Source organism: Candidatus Poribacteria bacterium (assembly GCA_021295715.1).
Lineage (GTDB): Bacteria > Poribacteria > WGA-4E > WGA-4E > WGA-3G > WGA-3G.
On record JAGWBV010000003.1, the window covers coordinates 175,868 to 197,632 of the forward strand.

Genomic DNA, 21,765 nt, shown 5'->3' on the forward strand with positions numbered 1-21,765 from the left:
CGCACTCACATTCCTACGAAACAGAGACACCTACCCTTCACAAAGATATTATAGCAGAATCGATAATTAAGTGGACATGCAGGGATGTAAAGAAACTTCGCAAACGTCACAAATGCTTCATTTCAAAAGGCGGAGGGTTTCCTCAATGTCTGCCGTGAGGACCTGATCGCTTTCCCACCTCGCGAGTTTCAACGCGGTTCGGAGATCCACTTTTGCCTCTGAGATGTTGCCGATTTCAACCTTTGCACACCCCCGTTTATAGTAGACTTCGGCATAATCAGGCTTCATGTAAACCGCTGTATCATAGTCCTTGGTGGCTCCACTATGGTTTCCCAAATTCGATCGTGCCTCGCCTCGAGTTTTGTAGACTTCAGCAAGCTCAGGGTCAAGCAGAATCGCGGCATCACAATCTTCAATCGCTCCTTTACTGTCGCTAAGTTGCAATTTCACAACGGCTCGCTTGCTGTAGACATAAGCAACAAAGTCAACATCCTCTGGGGCGAGACGGACAGCCTCGTCATAATCTTTGATGGCTCCGTCCTTGTCCTCCAATTTAGCCTTTGCGTCAGCACGATGGACGTATGCACTGGCAAGCATCGCATTCCCTGGATTCAGGCGAATCATTTCGTCATAATCTTCAATAGCACCCTGATTGTCTCCTACATCAAACTTTGCGATCCCGCGATTAAGATATGCAACGATGAGGATACCCCGGGTGTTTGGTTTCAGACGAACCGCTTCATCATAATCTGTGAGAGCTCCGATCTTATCCCCTGAATCCAATTTCGCGCCGGCTCGTTTAACGTAGGCAAACGGAAGCATGATGCCCTTCGGTTTTAGACGAATTGCCGTATTGTAGTCTTCAATCGCCATTTCATAATCTTCCAAATCCACCCTTATATTTCCGCGGTTAAGGTAAGCCTCAACATTCTCCGGATCAAGGCGAATCGCGATGTTATAGTCTTTGATGGCTCCCTTATGGTGTCGCACGTTCCTTTTCGCTACACCACGATTCACGTAGACAGCCGCATAATCGAGCCCAGTGCCAATAGCGGCATCGTAGTCTTTGATAGTCCCCCTATAATCTCCTAAACTATATTTTGCTGACCCTCGTTTGGCATAGGCAGCCGCAAAATCGGGTGTTAGGCGTATCGCGGCATCGTAAGCCGCGATGGCACTTTGCGCATTTCCAAGGACCTTCTCTGCATCACCAAGATTGGCAAGTGCGTAGGCACGTATCATGGGTTCGGCTCGCCATTCTTCCACAGACTTCTCCCGTTCAGACATGTTTTCAAGCAGTGCTTTGAGACGATTTGAAGGGATAACGTATCCCGAACTCTTGGTTTCGCCGCCCTCTACAGAAATCCCTATCACTTCTCCTGCGCTATTTAGGACGGGACCGCCACTGTATCCTGGCAAAAGTGTGGCTTTCACACGGAAGAAAGTGGCAGCGATTCGACTGATCGTGCCCTCTATGGCTCTACCCAAAGTATCCTTATTGGTGTTCCCATGGGTTCCCACGGCGATAACCTTTTCTCCAAGTTTCACTGTATCGCTATCGCCAAGCTGGAGAACCGCTGTTTCCTTACCTTCGACCCTTAAGATAACCAGATCGTATTCTGGATCGCTTGCCACAACGCCTTTAATCGAATATTGCGTCGGTTGGTTAATCGAGCCCATCTCCCAAGTATAGGACTTGCCATGAATACCGGCAAGGACGTGAACACTGGTAACAATCAGATCCCGTCCAACGAAGAAACCGCTCCCGTTGCCGATTGTCCCATCATCGGCGTTAACAATTAAGATGACCGTAGCGGCTTTTCCGATATGTGCAGTGCGTTGGTTCGGGTTCAGCAACAGAGTGTTTCTTTCGATGTGCGCCTCCTGCAGTGCAAGCCCATCTGCGTAGGACAACAGGAAACCTAACACTAAACACCCGATTAACGCCGACACTTTGCCAATGAATTTCATCTATACATATCCCTTTGCCTTAAAGGTCGTTGGAATCATACTCCCCTATAATTAAAGACACATTTTTGGGACGGAAAGGGTGCATAATTTGAAAAAATAGAATTCAAAGTGTAAACTCACCTGAACGTGGTCCACAATATGTTTCAATTACTAAAGACACATTTTTGGAGGGAAGGCTTGCATAATTTGAAAAAATAAAAGAAATTTGGATTTTAATCCAGTGAGGTTAGTTAAGAGGGTCCGATTGGAAGGCTGGAAAAAAGATGAGGGTGGATGAAGGTGAAATCTCGCCATTGGAGATTCAATTATTGTTTTTGTAATTGGTTTGCACCTGTCTCACAACTTTCCCATTGAATCGATACGCTCGGAAACTTCTCTTGGGTTATAGACTTCAACACTCGTCAGCAGACCTTTACCAACAGCACTTCCGCCCAAAATGTAGATGTGCCCATCTATGACTTCAGTCGCATGTCCCGATCTTCCAATCAGCATGTCCGACTCTTGGGTCCAACGATCAGTTGCGGGATCGTAGACCTCAATCGTTGAAAGGCGATTAAGTTTCCTTTCTTCCTGAAAGTAGCCCCCCATGACATAGATTTTGCCATCAATTACACTTGTTGAGTGAGCCGCTTTCGGAACAGACATCTCTGTTCTTTCCTGCCATTGATTCGTCTTGGGATTGAACACTTCAACACTGGAAAGATATAGAGATGAAAGATACCGACCTGACTGGTCGTAATTCGGGGGCCACCCTATCCCACCCACAGCATAGATTTCTCCATTCACAACACTAATTGCTGCAGAACAACGCGCACGGTTCATGCTTTGGGCTTTTGCCCATGTGTCTGTCGCTGGATTATAGACTTCCACAGTTTCTAACTGCGACTGTTCATTAGCAGTTGACCACCCACCAATGGCATAGATTTTACCATCCACGACGCAAGTCTTGGTCTTCCGTGGTGTCGGCATATCCGATTTCTGGGTCCATGTGTCTGTCGCCGGATCATACATTTCTACAGTTGGAAGTTCTTCAGACTCATGCCCGAAACCGCGAGGCACCTGATACTTCTTCATTTTTGATCCACCAATGGCATAAATTTTGCCATCCACAACTGAGACAGAGACGTTAGACCGAACTGTCGGCATATTCGCCTTTCCTGCCCATGTATCGGTTTCAGGATCGTACATTTCTACGGTTGAAAGCGACAGGTCCCCGTATTCATCAATTTTGAGCCGTAGACTGCCCCCTATCACGAATATCTTTCCATCCACAACACAGGTAGAAAAGTCAGACCGGATTGTTGGCATGTCGGCTTTCTGCGTCCATTGCGCTGTAGTAAATCTGAGAGAATTTCCTTGTGTATCGGATATCATGGGTGTCTCGGAAGCCTGTAGTCCTGTCCCGATATTTTTATCGGCGGAAGTCGCACGTCCGACTTGGTTCCGCACATCGGGTTTTGAATCGGCATCAAGGACGATAAAGGTATCAATAATTTCAACCGTGGGTTCGGAGACTGCATCGAAACTATAGGGTCTCTGGAAGCGGACGAGGTATTGACCCGTCGCGCCTAATAGCAAGGCAATTAGAAGGGTCGCGATACCAAAAGCACCCCACGGGAGCAGCGGTTTCGCTACCGGAGATGGTATCGGTTTCACGTCGGCGACCTGCCGCATGATGTTCTCGGTAAGGTTGTTGGATAACTGCACACCGCCGAGTACTTCCTGAACCAAGCGTTCTTGATCCTTCTGCAAACGTTCTCGTGCCCGCCGGAGCCGACTTGTAATTGTGTTTACCGAGACACCTAAGAATTTGCTTATCTCGTTGGCTGTCATTTCACCGAGGTAGTAGAGCGTCATGACTGTCCGTTCACTCTCCGGCAATTTGGACAGCAGTCTTTGGGCGATTTCTTGGCGATACTTGGCACCTTCGGCTTCGCGCTGCTCCGCGGCATAATGGTTATACGCGGATTCCTCTATCTCTTCCATAGACGTGTCCTCCAGCGATTGCAGTGCAGGCTTGTGGCGTTGGAGCCAATTAATGCAAAGTCGATTCGCAATGACGTAGAGCCATCCAGCAAATTGGTTAGGGTTTTTGAGTGTCGAGAGTTTTTTGTATGCTTGCAGGAAGGTGTCTTGTGTAATTTCTTCGGCATAGTGAAAATCGTTAACCTTCCGCCACGCAAGTGCATGAACACTCTTTTGGTACTTTTGGACCAAAATGCTGAATGCCTCGTCATCGTCTGACAAAATTCTACGAATGAGTTGAACATCGTCTGCTACCATCGGGATCCTCCAAGGTACGCGAACAGCTTTGGTTATACCCACATTCCTATCATCAGTTATCCCACAAACAATTAATTGAATCAACACGCTTAGGTAGACGAGAAAAGCAAAGCAAATGATTTACCGCATAATATTTTCTCTGACATAAAACAGTATATCATATTTCTATTTTTTTCATAGGTTGGATACGGACGAGACCTAACCATGTGGTTTACTGGGATTTTTTCAGTTCACCCCAGCGTGTCAGGCGTTTGTCTTTTGGGTCAACTGATAGAAAACCGGTGTCAAACGCCTCGACGATTGGCGAAAATTGTCCGCGATCTACCTGTCCTCCCAAGGCATAGATTGTCCCCTTCACAACGACTGACCTTGTCGCTTTTAGAATCGTCATTGGCTCGACTTTGCGCCATTTGTGGGTCATTGGATTATAAACATCCACATCGCTGATGCGTGTAATTTTATTTCCGCCCCATGTATTAGCACCCCCTATTGTATAAATCTCGTTATCAATGGCAATGGACACAAACCAAAATTTGCGTATTGGCATGTCAGGGAGTTCACGCCATTGGTCGGTTTTCGGGTTGTATGCTTCAATAGATGTAACAAACTTGTCAACAAGAGGACCCCACTGCCAATTATAACCGCCGATAACATAAATTTTACCGTCTATAACGACAGCATCGGTTGCCCCTCGTTCCGTCGGCATGTCTGCGCCCTTCTCCCATCTATTGGTTAACGGATCGTAGACCTCAACGAGACCTATTGCCACATCACGACCAAGTTTTTTATCGTGAACACTCCCACCAATGACGTATATCTTTCCATCAACGACGGCGGTCATAAACGCATGACGGAGCGTCGGCATATCCCCCTTCTTGTTCCATGTATCGGTTGCAGTGTCATACATCTCGACGGTTTTTTTGTATCTGAGTGCACCCCCGGGTACCTTTCGGTCATAGCCCCCAAACACATAGATTTCGTTGGAAAATACTGCAATTTGCGGCGCAACCCGCGGGGTTGGCATATTTGCGGCTATGTGCCATGTGTTTGTCTGTGTGTCGTAGACATCCACCGTTGAAAGCGCAGGCGCGCGTCCGCCTAAATTTTCATGGTGGTCGAACCCGCCGATAACATAAATTTTACCACCCGCAGCAGCGGGAACATGTCCAATTCTCAATATTGGCAGTTCAGTTATCTGCTCCCAATTCTCAGCAAAACTGGTAGAGACGATAACAAGTAAGAGGATAAAAACCCATTGTAAATACCTGCATTTTGCGAGCATCATGTTCTCCTTACGTGTCTATAATGTGAGTTTGACTTAGAGCGTTCAGAGAGGGAACGCCTTCTATTATTAAAGACACATTTTTAGGATGGAAACTGTGCATAATCTGAAAAAAATGTAAAAATTAGTTATCCGTTTTCGGTGCTATTTCAAAACCACCATCCGGCGTGTCGCTGAGAAATCTCCGGCGGTAAATGTGTAAAAATACAAACCACTTGCGACGGGTTCGCCGACTGTATTCCTGCCATCCCAATACGCTGCACGAGCGCGCGAAGTATACTGACCCGCTACCTGATACCCAAGCGACAGTTCACGCACCAGAACGCCACGCGGGTTGTAAATGGTGATGCGAACCTCTGCTGGTGTTCTTAACTGGTAGGGGATCCATGTCTCTGGGTTGAACGGGTTTGGGTAGTTGTGCAACAGCGCGGTTTCTGCTGGCGTCAGAAGTGCCAATAGATCTTTCAGCATCTCGATTCCTCTCGCCATCGTTGCATCTTTACCTTCAAGCTGCTTGGCACCGCGCAACCATCCTTGGACCTCTCCTGCGGTGAGTGTCTCAACGACTTGTGGATGTGCGGAGGGTGCCGACGCAGTCGTATCGAACGCCCGTGCCACCAAAACGAGGTCTTGAATATTGACCACACCATCTTCATTGATGTCTGCCGCATTCTGTCCAGCTTGCCCGAATTGAGATGCAACGAGGACGAGATCTTGGATATTAACAACACCGTCGGTGTTGAGATCACCTGCGAGTTGGGCTGGTTCAACGGTGGGCGTAGCGGGTTGAGAGGGTTCAACAGTGGGCGTGGCGAGTGTCAGTTCCCACACCTGAATTGTCTTGTCATAACTTCCACTCGCCAGCATGCTACCATCCGGGGAGAAGGCCACGGAAGCGACAGCATATCTGTGCCCTCTAAGCGTCTGCAGGTATTGCCCGGTTTTTGCATCCCATAACCGAAGCGTATCGCCATAAAACAGAATCGTATCGACATAACTCCCACTCACTAACGTGCGACCATCGGGAGAGAATGCTACGGAATTGACATCATCCATAGGTCCCTCAAGTGTCCGCAGAAGTTCTCCGGTTTCAGCGTCCCACACCCGAAGCGTCCTGTCATAACTCCCACTCGCTAACGTGCCACCGTCAGGAGAGAACGCTACGGAAAGGACCCCATTCGTATGCCCCTCAAGTGTCCGCAGAAGTTCTCCGGTTTCAGCGTCCCACACCCGAAGTGTCCTATCATAACTCCCACTCGCCAGCGTGCGACCATCGGGAGAGTACACCACGGAACGGATATAATCCGTATGCCCTTCAAGTGCCGGCTTATGTTGTTCTGTTTCAGTATCCCACAACCGAAGCCGATTGTCATAACCGCCACTGGCTAATGTGCGACCATCGGGAGAAAACACTACGGAACGGACACCGTCCGTATGTTCCTCAAGTGTCTGCAGGGGTTGCCCGGTTTCAGCATCCCATAACCGAATCGTCCGGTCCCAACTCCCACTTGCTAACGTGCGACCATCGGGAGAGAACGCTAAGCAAGTGACACCATTCGTATGTCCTTCAAGCGTCATTTTGTGTTCACCGGTGTCAGTATCCCATAACCGAATCGTCCTGTCTCGACTCCCACTTGCTAAGATACGACCATCGGGAGAGAACGCTACGGCAAGGACATCATCCCTATGCCCCTCAAGTGCCAATTTGTGTGGATCGCTCGGGACACCCTCTACTTCTGCGCGACGACTCGTCACTGTTCCGTCTGGTGTGAGCTGAAGAATATTCCCACTGGCGTATTTGCCCCATACACTATTGTGGCTAACCTCGCCAACCCATCTGTATTCCCCGGGAAGCGTTACTGCATAGCCGTATAATCCGGTAGCTCTTTCTGAATCAGGAACATCAACCCAAAGACTCGCTGCATCCTCCCGCCGCTGCCACTTGGAGTTACGAACCGAATTGGTAGAAACAGTACTGCGGTGCGTTACGTTAAAAACGGAAAATCTTCCGTGTGTCTCAAAGCCTATTTTAATTCCGTCCTTGAGTAGTTCGATAGTTGCTGCTGGCGGGTACTCGTCCGCAGTTTGACCATAACTAATACCCTGCGCGCCGATGCCTATCAACACAACACCTAAAATCACTGCCAGGTTTTTTCGATTAACAATTGTGCTTTTCATCAAATCTTCGGCGTGGAAATACCCGAATTTATTCAGGGAAGGAACGCCGTCTCCTTTCCTTAGTTTTTTTAGAGATTTCATTGCTTGAGTCGTCCCCATGTTGTTGTGAGTTTGCCTTTTGCTTCGACTGCGAGTGGGATGCCGGTCCTCGCGCCACCTTCGCCAACCAGATGATGCGCACGACCCGATGCATCTGAGAATATCTGTCTTCCACCGGGTTCATCAAAATGCCACAACGCGATTGTCTCACGGTCTTTTTTGAATTTATTATGCGGCATAAATCCGTCTTTACTGACATCATAACGAGCAACCGTCGAGATAGTCCCCGGAAGAAGTCGTCGTGAATCTCAATTTTCTCTCCAAACCCTCCAAGCGTAAAATCCTTTGGGTACTGGAAGTGTGAGAGATCGTGTGCGAGCGGTGTTCCTCTCGGCACGTTCCTTATCTTTGCGAAATCGTTAACGATGATTGCTTCCTCTTTCCCATCTGACTGATATGCGATGTGATGCCACTGGTTTGGGGAAAGTGCTACTGGGCGGGACCCTGTCGTAGCGCGCTTTCCTCCAACCAGAATGTGCCCTTGAATTAGTAGGATTAAATCACCCTTCTGCCAATCGATATGTTTCGTTATGTGATCCCGTTGCCCATTATCGCTCGCGACCTGCATTTCCACCTGTTGGCTGAGAATCGTTGCATATATATTTCCGTCAGGCGGTGTGGTCGGATAGACCCACGCTTCAACGGTGAACTCTTCTGTGCCTTTCGGTAAGAGAACACCGAAGGTTTTAAAGTCTAAAACCGCATAGTCGTCCACACCATCAAGGACTAAATAGTTTCCACCTGCGGGTGAAGCGGGTGGGAATGCTTTGGCACTCAGCGGAATTAATGTGAATAAAAAGAGGCATGTCAGGATATATCGGTGTGTCATTTTTTCTCCTTTTTCGTGTAAAACATGCGTTTGACTTAGAGCGTTCAAGAAGAGAACGTCTTCTACTATTAAAGACACAATTTCGGGGCGGAAAGTGTGCATAATTTGAGAAAAATGTAAAAATTGGTTATCAGTTTTCGGTTCTCAGTTAAGAGTGTTTTTGCAAACGCTAAAATCCAATGCGAAGAAAGTGTTTCCCCAAGATTGGAATTCCCTCCTACAGAAACAGTGATTGCCAGTTAATTATCAGCAGTCATCAGTTAGCAGTCAGTGTATTTAAGGTTGGTTTTGATGTTCTGCTTTGAGTTCACTCCAAGGCGTGAACAGTTTACCCTTTGCCGTTACTGCACGAAAGCCAGTATCAAAGACGAGAACATCTGTAGAAAATCGCACATCTGCATCAAGACTCCCGAAGACATAAATCTTTCCGTTGACCGTTGCTGCATCAAAAGTATCAAGAGGGTTTGGCAATGCTGAAATCTCCCGCCACGTTTCCGTCCTCGGATGATACACATTCACAGTTGCTACTTGCTGCAAGCCTCCTTCGAGTGTGTAACCCCCAATCAGATAGATCTCATACCCAACAACAGTACTCGAGAACCAATTTTTGAGTTCCAACAGCTCCTTCTTTTTCTGCCATTGACGGTTTATTGGGTCATATTCCTCAATGCTCCCCAGAAACGGATCCACACCCCACTTTTGGGGGAGTGGCCATCCTTCTCCACCAATGACATAAATACGATTGTTGACAACCTCCACACCCCCAGGATCGCGCCGGGTCGGCATTTTGGGACCCTTCGTCCACGTATCCGTGGCAGGATCATAGATATCAACGCGGTCCATCCGTTGTTCCTTTCCCTCACCTAAGCCTGCTGTCCCCCCAATGAGATAGACTTTTCCAGCAACGACACCCAGACCGAAGTAGAAGCGAGAAATCGGCATCTCCTTTTTCTGGGTCCATGTATCTGTGAGTGGATCGTATGCCTCTACGTGATCCGCCATTTTCCAATTCTGAAGGAATTTGTCTTTTGAATGATACCCCCCAAAGACATAGATCGTGCCATTGACGACAGCTGCTTTTGCATTTGTGCGTGGCGTTGACATATCTGCGACTCGTTGCCACGTGTTGGTTTGCGGGTCATACATCTCAACAGTTGAAAGTCCAAACGGCCCCGCATTGTTTTGAAAAAGACTGCCACCGATAAGGTAAATCTTATCATCTACGACTGAGGTAGCGAATTCCCATCTCTTCGTGGGAGTTGCGTTATCACTTCCCAATCCTGACCCGCAAAGGATTCTATTTGCATCAGCGAAAAAATGAGAAAAACAACGCTAATAACGATGGCTTTTTTAGAATTGAACATTCTTGACATTGGAAATGCCTCCATATTTTGTGAATACAGTGGTCAACCGTCGAGGTTCGGAGATCCCTCCTACAAGAGATTTTATTGCTTGAGTCGTCCCCATGTTGTTGTGAGTTTGCCTTTTGCTTCGACTGCGAGTGGGATGCCGGTCCTTGCTCCACCTTCACCTACCAGATGATGGTCATTACCGGATGCATCTGAGAATATTCGTCTTCCACCGGGTTCATCAAAATGCCACAACGCGAGTGTCTCACGGTCTTTTTTGAATTTATTATGCGGCATAAATCCGTCTTTACTGACATCATAACGAGCAACCGTCGAGATAAAGGGTCCCCGGAAGAAGTTGTCGTGAATCTCAATTTTCTTTCCAAACCCTCCAAGCGTAAAATCCTTTGGGTACTGGAAGTGTGAGAGATCGTGGGCGAGCGGCCATCCTCTCGGTCAGTTCCGTATTTCTGCGAAATCGTTAACGATATTTGCTTGCACTCTTCCATCTGACTGATATGCGATGTGATGCCACTGGTTCGGGGAAAGTGCCATTATGCGCCCTATCTCAGCGGGACCTCCTTTAACCATAATATGCCCTCGAATGGATAGGATTAAATCACCCTCCTGCCAATCGATATGTGCCTTTATGTGCTCCCGTTACCCATTATCGCTCGCGAGGTGCATCTCCACCTGTTGGCTGAGAATCATGGCATATACATTCCCATCAGGTGGTGTGGTCGGATAGACCCACGCTTCAACGGTGAACTCTTCTGTGCCTTTCGGCAAGAGAACACCGGAGGTTTTAAAGTCTAAAACGGCGTAGTCGTCCACGCCATCGAGGACTAAATAGTTTCCACCGGCGGGTGAAGCGGGTGGGAATGCTTTGGCACTCAACGGAATTAATGTGAGTAAAAAGAGGTATGTCAGGATGTATCGGTGTGTCATTTTTTTCTCCTTTTTCGTCTAAAAAACGTGTGTTCAACCTAAGAACGCGTAGAAAGAAAGTCCCTTTTATTATTAAAGACACAATTTTAGAATGGGAATTGTGCATAATCTGAAAGAAATGTAAAAAATGTGATTTTTAATTCAATGAGGGTAGTGGTCCGCGGTCAGGAGTCGGGATTCGGATATCCCTCCTACAGAAGAGCCAAATCCGTGCGGTAAGGGAAACAAAAAACTTGACATTTTTTTTACTTAATTTTAAGATATAGGTAATCTTATAGCGGCTTCTCCAATCCATTATCCTGCAAGCCTCTATAGGCTTGCACAGAACCGAACATCAGAACGGTATTCCATCGAAAGTTACTCACGTGAGGGACCTCCTCACGCAGAACGTATCGGAGGTGAACATGTCAACGAACGATGTTGCGTTAATGGCGCACCTCATGCGCCGCGCAGGGTTCGGAACAACCCGCACCGAGTTGGAAGCCTACGTTGAAAAAGGCTACGAGAATGTCGTTGACGATCTCGTCCATCCTGAACGCGGGACCCCCATTGATGAAGATATTTTAGAACGCTACTTCGGCGGTGAAGGTGCTTATGTTGGTATTTGGATCTATCGGATGCTGAACAGCAGGTGTCCACTTCAAGAGAAGATGGCACTCTTCTGGCACCATGTCTTTGCAACGGGGTTAGGCAAGAATCAGCATATCCTCGCATCCTCGAACCAGATTGATATGCTTCGGCGCGTCGGTATGGGACAGATGCGAGACATTCTAATTGAACTTTCCAAAGATCCGGCGATGATCTTCTGGCTCGATAATAACGACAACCGTAAAGGCGAACCCAACGAAAACTACGGGAGAGAACTCCTCGAACTTTTCTCATTAGGGGTGGGTAACTACAGTGAAGATGATATAAAGAGCTGCGCTCTCGCTTTCACAGGTTGGACATTCGGACAGCCGATTCCGTTGTACCCGCACGGTTACTACTCGCCACCCTTTTTGTTCGATGAAGAGGAACACGACGACTGCGAGAAAACCTTCTTGGGACATACTGGAAACCTTAACGGCGAAGACATCATCGACATCATCGTCGAACAACCCGCTTGTGCCAAATTTATCTCCAGACATCTCTATAACTTCTTTGTCGCAGATGAACCACAAGTTCCGTCGTGGAACGTGACACCCCCACAAGATCCGGACGCGATCGAGACACTCTCAGACGCATTTATGGCATCTGATGGGAATATTTCCCACGTCCTCGGGGTCCTTTTCAATTCTGACTTCTTCAAAGAAGCCCAATTCAAGAAGGTGAAAAGCCCGACGGAACTCGTCACGGGGATCGTGAAACTGGTAGGTGCCTTCCAAGGTCCTCAACCCGGAATAGGACAATATGCCAGTGCCACGCAATTGATGGGACAGAAACTCATGGATCCACCGACTGTAGAAGGGTGGCACACCGGTAAAGAGTGGATCGATGGGGGTCTGCTTACCGCTCGCGTCAATTTCGCCGTTCGTGAAGTCAGCGACGCATCGAAACCCGGAATTCAGGACATCATCACACGCTTGAAAAATAACGGAGATTCGCTCTCACCGGAGGCATTTGTGGACGAATGCCTTGAACTCGCTGGACCCCTGACAATAGGGGACACCACCCGTGAGTATCTGACCGAATTTGCGGAAGCGAACGGTGAACTCAACCTTGCAGATGATGACGCTGCGGAGGAGAATCAAGCACGGGTCGTCAGTATGCTCCAGTTAATCGTGGCTTCAAGAGAGTATCAACTTGGCTAACCTTTTTGTACAGCCTTCGGCTTTCAGCCGTCAGCGGTGAGTAACAAGAGGCAGTTTTTAAACGAAAACCTCTTTACTGATTGCTGACAGCTAACTGCTGAAAGCGAATAAAAGGAGACATCGACATGAGTACTATCAAGAAAGATCCCGTCCTTGTCGTTGTACAACTCAGTGGTGGCAACGACTTCATGAATACACTCATTCCCTACACAGCCGGGATTTATCACGATTCCCGTCCGGTTGTCGGTATTAAACCGGAAGATGTGCTACCCTCAGAGGTAGATGACAAGTTGGGCTGGCATCCACAGGCTGACCCTCTGAAAAAAATGTTTGATGCCGGTGATGTCGCTGTTGTGCAGGGAATCGGCTATCCCGATTCAAACCGCTCACATTTCCGAGCGATGGATATCTGGCATACCTGTGAGCCTCTGAAAATCGGTGATGAAGGTTGGGTCGGCAGACTCGTCCGAGAACTCGATCCACAGAGCCACAACGTCTTAACGGGTGTCAGTTTCGGACAAGGACTTCCGCGCGCCTGTGCGCTTTCCGGCATTCCGGTCACCTCCGTTGGCGATTTGGATAACTATGGGTTGATGACCAGCATTGGCGATGAAACACAACGGACGAAAGCACTTGAGATATTCAAAGGGATGTACAGTAGCGCGGTTGGCACCGGTATCGTGATGGACTACCTCAGCCAAACCGGGTTAGATGTGATTAAAGGTGCCGATGAACTCAAGAAGGCACCGGCGACGTATAAATCCGAAGTGGAGTACCCCCAAAGCGCAATCGCAAAAAGCTTACGAGATGTCGCACGGGTCCATCTCGCTGATCTCGGCACACGTGTTTTTTACACGCAGCACGGCGGTTATGACAACCATGCCAACGAGGTTCCGGCGCACCCACGGCTCCTGACCGACCTCACGGAAGCCATTCAAGCGTTCTTCACGGATCTACGGTCCCAGAACGCCTCCGAAGAGATCGTCATGTACGTTTTCACGGAATTCGGCAGACGTATCCGAGACAACGCCAGTGGTACGGATCATGGCACTGGTGGCGGGGCATTTATCATCGGTGATCATGTGAAAGGCGGTCTTTACTCGGAATACCCGTCTCTCGATCCGTCCCGTTGGGTACACGGCGAAGATCTTGAGCATACCATCGACTTCCGCGGGATATACGGAACGCTTTTAGAGCAGTGGATGGGTGTAGACCCGACCCATATCGTTGGCGGGAATTTTGAACAGATTCATCCGTTTTCAGTGTAGCTTGCAAACTGAAACTTGCTATTCTAATGACGCACGAATAACGGTAGGAGGCAATCATGGGTAGACCTTACGGTTTGCTGCGTGCCGGGTATCCATTTCACAAGACCCTGAGCATGCGGCGGACGACCAACTTTCCGGTCGATATCGCAATCGGAAAAGAGGGACGTTTGTATATCATGTGCCGTAGCGACGGCACTGCGATGATTCGGAAATATACCGTTGAGGATGAAGACCTCGGCACGATGGGCGGTTACGGACACGGTGATGGTCAATTCACGTGGCCCGTGACGATTACTCCAGACAGCGAAGAAAACCTCTATGTATCCGATGAATACCTGCATCGGATTGTCGCCTTTAACAGCGAAGGTGAACACATTGGCACATGGGGTGAACACGGCACGGAGTCGGGGCAACTCAACGGTCCCACGGGTATGGACTTCGATCCAGAGGGGAATCTCTACGTCGCTGACAGTTTGAGTCATCGGGTGCAGAAGTTCACGAAAGACGGTAAGTTCCTTTTAGGATGGGGGAGTTATGGCGAGGGTGAAGGTGAATTCAACATGCCGTGGGGCGTCGCTGTAGACGAACTCGGCGATGTCTACGTTTCTGATTGGCGAAACGACAGGATACAGAAGTTCAACGCTGAGGGAGAATTCCTCTTCACATTCGGGAAATCCGGCAGTGGCAACGGTGAACTCAACCGTCCTGCCGGTATTGACGTTGACCTATACGGCGATATCTATGTCGCCGACCGAGGGAATGACCGCATTCAACTCTTCAACGCCGAAGGGCGGTATGTTCAGAAATTCCTCGGTGATGCTACTTTGTCAAAGGTGTCCCAGGCTTACATGATGACGAACGCCAGTCCAAATCGGATGCGCGATATGGCGGACCTGGAACCGCAGAAATACCTGCGTTCACCGAAATCTGTCGCCGTCAGCGATGATGGATTGATGTTTGTGCCGGACTTTGGATCCTATCGGGTTCAGGTTTATCGGAATATGGCAGTGCCGTTGTCAGAGCAGGAATTTAGCCCACCGCGTCGGTCGGTTACGCTGCATCAGGAATAACATTTGGACAAATACTAAAACACAGAGAAGTCAAGCATGTGGAGGTCCATGTGCTTGGCTTTTTTGCGTACTGGCGGGAAAGTGATCTCAGGTAAACCCAAGAACCCAATTGAACGTTGAATTGTTATGCTAATGCCCGAATCGGAGGTCAAAACGACTGAATGAAGTCACAACTCATCATAGTTCTACTTGCGTTTGTCACCATGCCACTCTCTGTTTTAGCCCAAACCGGCGATATTCAAGGAACCGTCTATCAGCGAAGTACAGGAAAGTCCCTCGTAGACGCTGATGTCCATATCCTCGAAACCGACCAACACCAAAAAACCGATGCAAATGGGGTCTTCCAGTTCACAGAACTCCCCGAAGGCACATATACTTTCGTCGTGAAGCATCCCACAGAAACGGCACCCACAAAAGTGTCGATGGACATCAGTAGCGGCGATACCACTGAAGTCAAAATACACCTCGGTGCAGCCTTTACACTCGAAACAGTTGTGGTAGAAGGGAAACGGAAATCCGTGGCAGTGAACTCCTACGGATTCCCGGCACCTTCAATGACACCCTTAAAGGGCTCATGACGCTCCCCAGCATCGGTATCCCAAACGATTACTTTGGGGCACTCTACATCCGTGGGAGTGAACCCGGCTCAAACCTGTATTATCTCGATCGAACGCCTCTCGGCTACCCTTTCCATTGGGGCGGTTTACTTTCAACGATCAGCTCTGAAACGATTGAGACAATTGACATCTATGCGGGTGGATACGGAGCCGAGTTCGGACTGGACTCGCAAGCCGTGCTTGACATCCATGCACGTGACAGCATTGCGGAGCGGTTAGATGGAAAATTTAACTTGAATATCCTCTATTCCGAAGGACTCCTTGAAGCCAGAATCGGTGACAAGGGATATATCTCCGCCTCCGGGAGGCGTAGTTACTTAGACCTCATCGCTGGACCGATCATTGCGCAGCAATCAGAAACGACGCAACAATTGCCCTATTTCTCAGATTATCAACTCAAATTTGCCCGGACGCTTGGTGAAAAACATCACCTCACGGTGAATGCCTTCGCCGCAACTGACCATTTTAAGATCGAGGAGGAAGACAGCGAATTTGAAGAATTTGAAATTGAAGGCGAAACAGTGCCTGAGGACATTGAAAGGGCACGCGCCTCTGTGCTTTTCAAAAACGGTTTCGATGGGCAAGGTGTCCACCTCCGTTCGGACTTTACCGAAAATCTCACCTCGCATTTATCGCTGACCCGTTCCTTCAATTTTCTCACGATCGCGCTTGAAGCTCCGGTCAGGGAGCGGTTTTCTCGGAACCCCGACGGGAAATGGGTTCATTCCGCTGACTATGGCCACTACGATGTAAAGATTAACGTGCCGGTCTATATGCTCCGTGAAGATATATCCTACCAGTTCACACCGAAGTTTCAATTTGAACCGGGTTTCCTCCTCTCTTTTAGTCCTGCCAACAGTTCTGAGGATGGCAGATTTCCTGAGTACGAAACACGTGAGGTGGAAGATCCGGCGGAACTTCCGGAAATCCTTGAATATGCACAGGAGAATGAAGATTCAGTCACAGTGGCCAGACGGAGTGACGGGACTCATGAGATTACGGAGCGCACTGTTGAGGAGATACACGACGAATTTGGACACGATTTTTACCGTGCCGAAGGGTACTTCCAAGGACGCTATGACCCACTCTCGTTTCTGTCGGTGGCACTCGGTGTTCGAGTTGACTATCTGAATGTGACAGAGCAGGTTTCCATTCAACCACGAGGAAGTATGAGTTTCATACTGCCGAACGGTTCAAATCTCCGCTTCGCGTATGGACATTATGAACAGAGTCCACAACCCTCTCAACTGTTGGCGGAAGATGGCAATAGTGCCTTGGCATCAAGCCTCACACGACACTATATCATGGAATTAGAACATGAACTCTCATCGCGAACTGAATTGAAACTTGCCACCTATTACAAGGATGCCCAGAAGTTGGTAACACCCGATGAAGTCTCGAACTATCTCAATCAAGGGACAGCGTCTGTCGCGGGTGCGGAGGTATTCTTACGGCATCGGATTCCAGATAAGTTTTTCGGTTGGATTTCCTACGCCTATACACACGCTGAGAGACGCGAGAATCCAACCGCTACTTATCAACCTTACCTCTTCGATAACACGCACATTGTTAGTGTGGTTGCCAACTATAACTTCAGCCCTAATTTTGAGGTCGGCGCGAAATGGCAATATCTCAGCGGCACCTCCGAAGCACCTATCAGCTCCATCGTTCTTATCCAAGACCCCGTAACACGTGGATTGAACCCGCTTTTGGCGAGTGCGGACGAACAATTAAGTACCGAACTTGCACCGTATCATAAGTTAGACCTTCGGGTGAGTTATAAATGGAGACTCTGGGGATTGCGTGTCGGTGGATTTCTTGATATTCTGAATGTATACAATCGCAAGAATACGATACAGTTCATTTTTGAAGAGGCAACGCTTGACGTCCAAGGTCAGGAGATCGGCATTGAACGTGAAGTCTTTGATGCCCCGCAACTGCCTCGGATAGTTTATTTTGGATTGACGCTTGAATTTTGACAGCAACGGGTGAAGCAATGCGCAATTTGGATCAGGGATTTGCCATTTACAGGTTGCTCTGGTATAATACCGCTGTAACGGGAGGGCACCCGTGTGCATGTCGATAATAAGGAGAAACACCCATGAAAATCTGGATTATTTTTGGTATCTGTATTCTAACGCTCGTTGGCTGTACGAGTGCCGAGTACCAAAAGATGCAGGCAGAACGCGATCAGCTGCTCAAGAATTACGCTGACCTCCGCGAGGAGCACAACGAATTCAAAGTCAAAACCAACGTAACCGATATACTCCTCGGGAAGTGGAAGTTCCTGAACCTTGAAATTGAGGAAAGCAATGTCAGTCAAGAAGTCGCCGAAACCAAAGCCGCCCTTTATGCTCTTGATCTGAAGAATCTCACACTTGAATTCTTTGAAGAGAAAGGTATGTATAATTACCGTGGCAAAAACGGTGAAACGGATGTGTCGGGTCAATTGACCGTGATCACTGTTCGGTACGGGGACGAACCGTTCCCTTTTATTCGCTTCATCAGACGCACGGGTCCGGAGATTTCACAACTCCTCTTTGCCGCAAGTTCCGATGGGAAGCCTCTCGGTTTATCAAGTGCTCGAGGGCTTGACACAGCGAGAGAGATTAGTATTTCAGTCGCGGAGGACAGGTTATATCTCACAATGCACGGCGAGATGCAATTAAGCCCTAACGGCTGGGTGCAAAGCGGTGGCGTGCGATGTTATTTTGAGAGGGTCAAGTAATGAGAATATTAACCACTTGTAGTTTCGTAATATTGGTTTTTGCAGGGTGTACCAGTGTGCAGTACCAAGAGATGCAGAATGAACGCAATAGGCTACGCGCCGCCCATGAAGATGCCGTGAGAAAACATGACCCGCGGCAATTGGAAACTGCCTTAACCGATAAACTGATGGGGACATGGCAATTTCTGGATATAGAGGTTGCTGAAGGCGATGTCAGCGAAGAGATAGCGGCATTAAAGTATAAACGCCATGTGATGACTCGCCAAAATCTCACACTCGATTTTTTTATGGACCGAAATGTGTTCCGTCGATATCGCGGTAAAAATGGAGATACAGAGGTGACGGGAAGTTTCAAAATCAGCTCACGGCGTTACGGTGATGAATCGTTTCCGTATCTTCGGGTTTTTCGGGATACAGGTTTGCCACTCTACGATTTTTTAACGAATATGTCCACAAGCAGATTGAAGAACCAAGATAACGTTTCCATGAGAGCTGCTGAAGATAATTGGCTCGGTGTTTCGGTGACAGATGACAAATTGTATCTGACGATGTACGGAAAGATGGAATTAACTCCCAACGGTTGGGCTCGGAGCGGCGGGATCCGTTGTATTTTCCAGCGGGCTAAATAAGACTGTAAGGGTTTCCTCTTGTGGGAGCGGCATAATACCTCAAACTCCACTTTTTGTGGGAGGGGAAACGCCCGAGCAAAAACACCCCGAATTATGTGTATTGAGGAGGGAAGATCGTGAAAATGCTAATACCACTCACTATCCTCGCGTTAGTCGTGTTTACGAGTTGTACCAGCGCGCTATACCAAGAAGCACGGCAGGAAGGCGATGGGTTAATCGAGGATCATGAAGATGCACGTAGGAGATTCGACCCAGAAGAGATGAAAAGTGAGATAAAGACACAGCTGACCGGAAAATGGCAGTTTATTGGCATAGAAATTCCAAACGAGACTGTCAATGCACAAACAGCGAACCCAATATCTGAAAACAGCGAAACAGCACTGCCTTCCGATACCAACGCACAAACGCCAACAGCACATGAATCGCCGCAGACTGATACGGATGAACGGATAACTGAAGGCGATCAGGTGCGATTATCGCCGATCACAGTCGAGGAACGTGAAGACAACCAAAAGATAGCTGCAGCGAAGATGGCTTTAGCGGCGGCGAACCGTAAAAATTTAACGCTCGAATTTTATGAGGAACGGACATCCCTTTATTATCGCGGTAGCAATCGTGGCAGGAAGGTCACAGGGCAATGTAACGTCATGGCACCACGAGTTGGAGATGTCCCTTTACCGCTTATCCGGTTTAGACGGCGCACAGGTCCGAAGATGCTTGAGTTCCTATTTACTTCCGAACCCACACGGCTTAGGTCCGCCAGAGGCAAGCAAGCATACGCCGAAAACATGCAGCGGACTGAAGGCAAAAATTATGTAAATACCAACGAACCCCTATGGTGGGACAAGCATGAAAACGTCCGTCGGTTGGGTGGAAGGGGTAGCGAAAAAGCCTCCCCCAAAGGGGTCTCCTACGTTCCAGCTTCAGCACTCGGAATCGAGGTGACAGACGACAAACTCTATATAATCTTAGAAGGAGATATGGAACTCACACCGAAAGGTTGGATACGAACCGGTGGACTGCGGTGCGCCTTTAAGCGGATTGAATAGTGTATAGGCGAGGTTAGGAACCTCGCCAGCGTTTGGAAAGAGCGATTTGGAGTATCTATCTTCAGCCCAGCGGGGCGACATTCGTGTAGCACTTTGAAGCAAGGAGAACAAGCAATGAAAATGTTAATAGCCCTGGGTATTGTGATGATGGTGTTCACGGGTTGTGGAACGCTGATATCCCCGGAAACTCAGTATGAACGAGAAAGCCTGATCGCCGCGTATGACGCCGCACGCGAAAAACACAATCCTGAAAGAGTTAAAGAAGTCGTAAAAGACCTTCTCGTCGGGAAGTGGCAGTATGTCGGTTTAGAGGTGGAAGAAGGTAATGTGAATGCGCAGCGGATCAGCCCGATGGCTCAGCAGACGATCGATGCATCGACTCCCTCTACAACGGTGGTTCCTAAAGGCATAAAAAACGAACAAACGACAACACACAATGCCTCTGAACAAAGGGAAGCACAAAACCCACCGAACATAGAGGCAGGCGCGCAGTCTCCGGCAGCGAACGCACCCCGTCTGCCACCCATTGAGGTAATGGATGAAGAATCCAATCAACGGATGCTCGGCGCGAAAGCCGCACTCATCGCATCTACGCGCAAAAACCTGACGATCGAATTTTCCGAAGACCGTGGCTCGTACCATTACAGAGGTAGCAATCGCGGCACGAATGTCACAGGACAGTGTTCCATCACTACCAAGCGATACGGCGACGACCCGTTCCCATTCATCAGTTTCAATCGGCGGACGGGACCGAAGATGCTTGAGTTCCTATTCGGTTCCGAACCTATCAAACAGATGGTTGCGAAGAAAAAACGAAAAGATGTTGAGAGAAGACGCAGGATGGGAGCACAAGGCGGACGGAGAGCCTCCGCAAAAAATACCTATACGATTGCCTCAATCGCAGGAATTACGGTGACGGAGGACACGCTCTATTTAGTCCTCTATGGAGATATAGAATTAACACCACAAGGCTGGATGCGAACCAGAGGGCTGCGATGCACTTTCAAACGGATCGAATAAAGACCAAGATTTTAATGTTATTCTACATTCTGATTGTGGTGTTCGCCGGTTGCACCTCCGTGAAACACCAGCGGATCCAGAACGAACGCGACATCCGTCGGGAAGTGTATGAAGATGCCCGCCGAAAAGAGGCAGTTAAACGCAGTCGAGACTTTGTGTCGGATGATATGCTCGGTAAGTGGCGATTTCTTGAACTCGTCGTTGAGGAACGGGGTGGGAGCGAGGACATTCTGAAAGTGAAAGCCGCACGCACCGCTCGCAGGCTTAAGGGACTTACACTTCGATTCTGGAAAAGCGGCGATACCGCTTACAATTACCAGATCGAAAACATGATGTCAAAGACCCACGGAACATATACAACAAGGTCAGCCCATAGGGAAGATAAACCGAAGAGTGGCAGAATCCACTTCTATCCAATCTCCGGCACCCAGATACCGGATCTCCTGTTCAATTTCGCAAAGGGCACTCCTCAACAGGTACTTCTAAGTGATGGAGAAGCCCTCTCTACAATACTCAAGATAGACATACCGAGAATCTCGATGAAAGAGGGACAGATGGACTTAACATTAGATCTCGGCATGGTATTAGCACCCGACGGATGGCTTCACCGCGGGAACATCCGCTGTTCCTTCGAGCGGATTGAATAGTTTGTCTG

Annotated in this window: 18 protein-coding genes; 10 read left to right on the top strand and 8 right to left on the bottom strand. The window is 48.6% G+C overall.

Annotated features, from left to right (window positions below; genetic code table 11):
• Window positions 1-117: 117 nt before the first annotated feature.
• The 8 genes from J4G07_01755 to J4G07_01790 form a co-directional block, all read right to left on the bottom strand.
• Entirely contained in the window at window positions 118-1,971 is a 1,854-nt protein-coding gene (locus J4G07_01755; protein ID MCE2412706.1) for a tetratricopeptide repeat protein, read from the bottom strand.
• Between the two features lie 336 nt (window positions 1,972-2,307).
• Window positions 2,308-4,254 carry a sigma-70 family RNA polymerase sigma factor gene (locus tag J4G07_01760; protein MCE2412707.1) on the bottom strand — a complete coding sequence of 649 codons (1,947 nt, stop codon included), beginning with the start codon at window positions 4,252-4,254 and terminating at the stop codon, window positions 2,308-2,310.
• Window positions 4,255-4,465: 211 nt separating this feature from the next.
• Complete coding sequence (locus J4G07_01765; protein MCE2412708.1) at window positions 4,466-5,539, bottom strand: hypothetical protein; 1,074 nt, start codon at window positions 5,537-5,539, stop codon at window positions 4,466-4,468.
• A 141-nt stretch (window positions 5,540-5,680) separates the two neighbouring features.
• Window positions 5,681-7,813 (bottom strand): T9SS type A sorting domain-containing protein, encoded by a 2,133-nt coding sequence (locus J4G07_01770; protein MCE2412709.1) that lies wholly within the window; start codon window positions 7,811-7,813, stop codon window positions 5,681-5,683.
• Complete coding sequence (locus J4G07_01775; protein MCE2412710.1) at window positions 7,743-8,642, bottom strand: hypothetical protein; 900 nt, start codon at window positions 8,640-8,642, stop codon at window positions 7,743-7,745. The genes J4G07_01770 and J4G07_01775 overlap by 71 nt, the downstream gene beginning before the upstream one ends.
• A 276-nt stretch (window positions 8,643-8,918) precedes the next feature.
• Window positions 8,919-9,920 carry a hypothetical protein gene (locus tag J4G07_01780; GenBank protein MCE2412711.1) on the bottom strand — a complete coding sequence of 334 codons (1,002 nt, stop codon included), beginning with the start codon at window positions 9,918-9,920 and terminating at the stop codon, window positions 8,919-8,921.
• 167 nt (window positions 9,921-10,087) lie between these two features.
• Window positions 10,088-10,288 (bottom strand): hypothetical protein, encoded by a 201-nt coding sequence (locus tag J4G07_01785; GenBank protein MCE2412712.1) that lies wholly within the window; start codon window positions 10,286-10,288, stop codon window positions 10,088-10,090.
• Window positions 10,289-10,651: 363 nt separating this feature from the next.
• Window positions 10,652-10,939, bottom strand: coding sequence for a hypothetical protein (locus J4G07_01790; protein MCE2412713.1), 288 nt, complete (start codon window positions 10,937-10,939; stop codon window positions 10,652-10,654).
• 404 nt (window positions 10,940-11,343) lie between these two features.
• Here J4G07_01790 and J4G07_01795 point away from each other — a divergent pair, with 404 nt between their 5' ends.
• The 10 genes from J4G07_01795 (at window position 11,344) to J4G07_01840 (ending at window position 21,757) form a co-directional block, all read left to right on the top strand.
• Window positions 11,344-12,729, top strand: coding sequence for a DUF1800 domain-containing protein (locus J4G07_01795; GenBank protein MCE2412714.1), 1,386 nt, complete (start codon window positions 11,344-11,346; stop codon window positions 12,727-12,729).
• A 125-nt stretch (window positions 12,730-12,854) separates the two neighbouring features.
• Window positions 12,855-13,997: a DUF1501 domain-containing protein gene (locus tag J4G07_01800; protein MCE2412715.1), complete on the top strand. Its 1,143-nt coding sequence runs from the start codon at window positions 12,855-12,857 to the stop codon at window positions 13,995-13,997.
• Window positions 13,998-14,053: 56 nt separating this feature from the next.
• Window positions 14,054-15,067 (top strand): NHL repeat-containing protein, encoded by a 1,014-nt coding sequence (locus J4G07_01805; protein MCE2412716.1) that lies wholly within the window; start codon window positions 14,054-14,056, stop codon window positions 15,065-15,067.
• 161 nt (window positions 15,068-15,228) lie between these two features.
• On the top strand, window positions 15,229-15,645 hold the full coding sequence (locus J4G07_01810) for a carboxypeptidase-like regulatory domain-containing protein (GenBank protein ID MCE2412717.1): 417 nt from the start codon (window positions 15,229-15,231) through the stop codon (window positions 15,643-15,645).
• On the top strand, window positions 15,642-17,663 hold the full coding sequence (locus J4G07_01815; protein ID MCE2412718.1) for a TonB-dependent receptor: 2,022 nt from the start codon (window positions 15,642-15,644) through the stop codon (window positions 17,661-17,663). Before J4G07_01810 ends, J4G07_01815 begins: the two co-directional genes overlap by 4 nt.
• Window positions 17,664-17,785: 122 nt before the next feature.
• Window positions 17,786-18,412, top strand: coding sequence for a hypothetical protein (locus J4G07_01820; GenBank protein MCE2412719.1), 627 nt, complete (start codon window positions 17,786-17,788; stop codon window positions 18,410-18,412).
• 71 nt (window positions 18,413-18,483) lie between these two features.
• Window positions 18,484-19,041, top strand: coding sequence for a hypothetical protein (locus J4G07_01825; protein ID MCE2412720.1), 558 nt, complete (start codon window positions 18,484-18,486; stop codon window positions 19,039-19,041).
• 116 nt (window positions 19,042-19,157) lie between these two features.
• Window positions 19,158-20,090, top strand: a complete 933-nt coding sequence (locus J4G07_01830; GenBank protein ID MCE2412721.1) for a hypothetical protein — start codon at window positions 19,158-19,160, stop codon at window positions 20,088-20,090.
• 114 nt (window positions 20,091-20,204) lie between these two features.
• Window positions 20,205-21,110, top strand: coding sequence for a hypothetical protein (locus J4G07_01835; protein ID MCE2412722.1), 906 nt, complete (start codon window positions 20,205-20,207; stop codon window positions 21,108-21,110).
• 14 nt (window positions 21,111-21,124) lie between these two features.
• On the top strand, window positions 21,125-21,757 hold the full coding sequence (locus J4G07_01840; GenBank protein MCE2412723.1) for a hypothetical protein: 633 nt from the start codon (window positions 21,125-21,127) through the stop codon (window positions 21,755-21,757).
• The last annotated feature ends 8 nt before the right edge of the window (window positions 21,758-21,765 follow it).

Coding starts and splice junctions, on each gene's coding strand:
- J4G07_01755 (MCE2412706.1), bottom strand. CDS start 1,971: ATGAAATTCATTGGCAAAGTGTCGGCGTTAATCGGGTGTTTAGTGTTA.
- J4G07_01760 (MCE2412707.1), bottom strand. CDS start 4,254: ATGGTAGCAGACGATGTTCAACTCATTCGTAGAATTTTGTCAGACGAT.
- J4G07_01765 (MCE2412708.1), bottom strand. CDS start 5,539: ATGATGCTCGCAAAATGCAGGTATTTACAATGGGTTTTTATCCTCTTA.
- J4G07_01770 (MCE2412709.1), bottom strand. CDS start 7,813: ATGGGGACGACTCAAGCAATGAAATCTCTAAAAAAACTAAGGAAAGGA.
- J4G07_01775 (MCE2412710.1), bottom strand. CDS start 8,642: ATGACACACCGATATATCCTGACATGCCTCTTTTTATTCACATTAATT.
- J4G07_01785 (MCE2412712.1), bottom strand. CDS start 10,288: ATGCCGCATAATAAATTCAAAAAAGACCGTGAGACACTCGCGTTGTGG.
- J4G07_01790 (MCE2412713.1), bottom strand. CDS start 10,939: ATGACACACCGATACATCCTGACATACCTCTTTTTACTCACATTAATT.
- J4G07_01795 (MCE2412714.1), top strand. CDS start 11,344: ATGTCAACGAACGATGTTGCGTTAATGGCGCACCTCATGCGCCGCGCA.
- J4G07_01800 (MCE2412715.1), top strand. CDS start 12,855: ATGAGTACTATCAAGAAAGATCCCGTCCTTGTCGTTGTACAACTCAGT.
- J4G07_01805 (MCE2412716.1), top strand. CDS start 14,054: ATGGGTAGACCTTACGGTTTGCTGCGTGCCGGGTATCCATTTCACAAG.
- J4G07_01810 (MCE2412717.1), top strand. CDS start 15,229: ATGAAGTCACAACTCATCATAGTTCTACTTGCGTTTGTCACCATGCCA.
- J4G07_01815 (MCE2412718.1), top strand. CDS start 15,642: ATGACGCTCCCCAGCATCGGTATCCCAAACGATTACTTTGGGGCACTC.
- J4G07_01820 (MCE2412719.1), top strand. CDS start 17,786: ATGAAAATCTGGATTATTTTTGGTATCTGTATTCTAACGCTCGTTGGC.
- J4G07_01825 (MCE2412720.1), top strand. CDS start 18,484: ATGCAGAATGAACGCAATAGGCTACGCGCCGCCCATGAAGATGCCGTG.
- J4G07_01835 (MCE2412722.1), top strand. CDS start 20,205: ATGAAAATGTTAATAGCCCTGGGTATTGTGATGATGGTGTTCACGGGT.
- J4G07_01840 (MCE2412723.1), top strand. CDS start 21,125: ATGTTATTCTACATTCTGATTGTGGTGTTCGCCGGTTGCACCTCCGTG.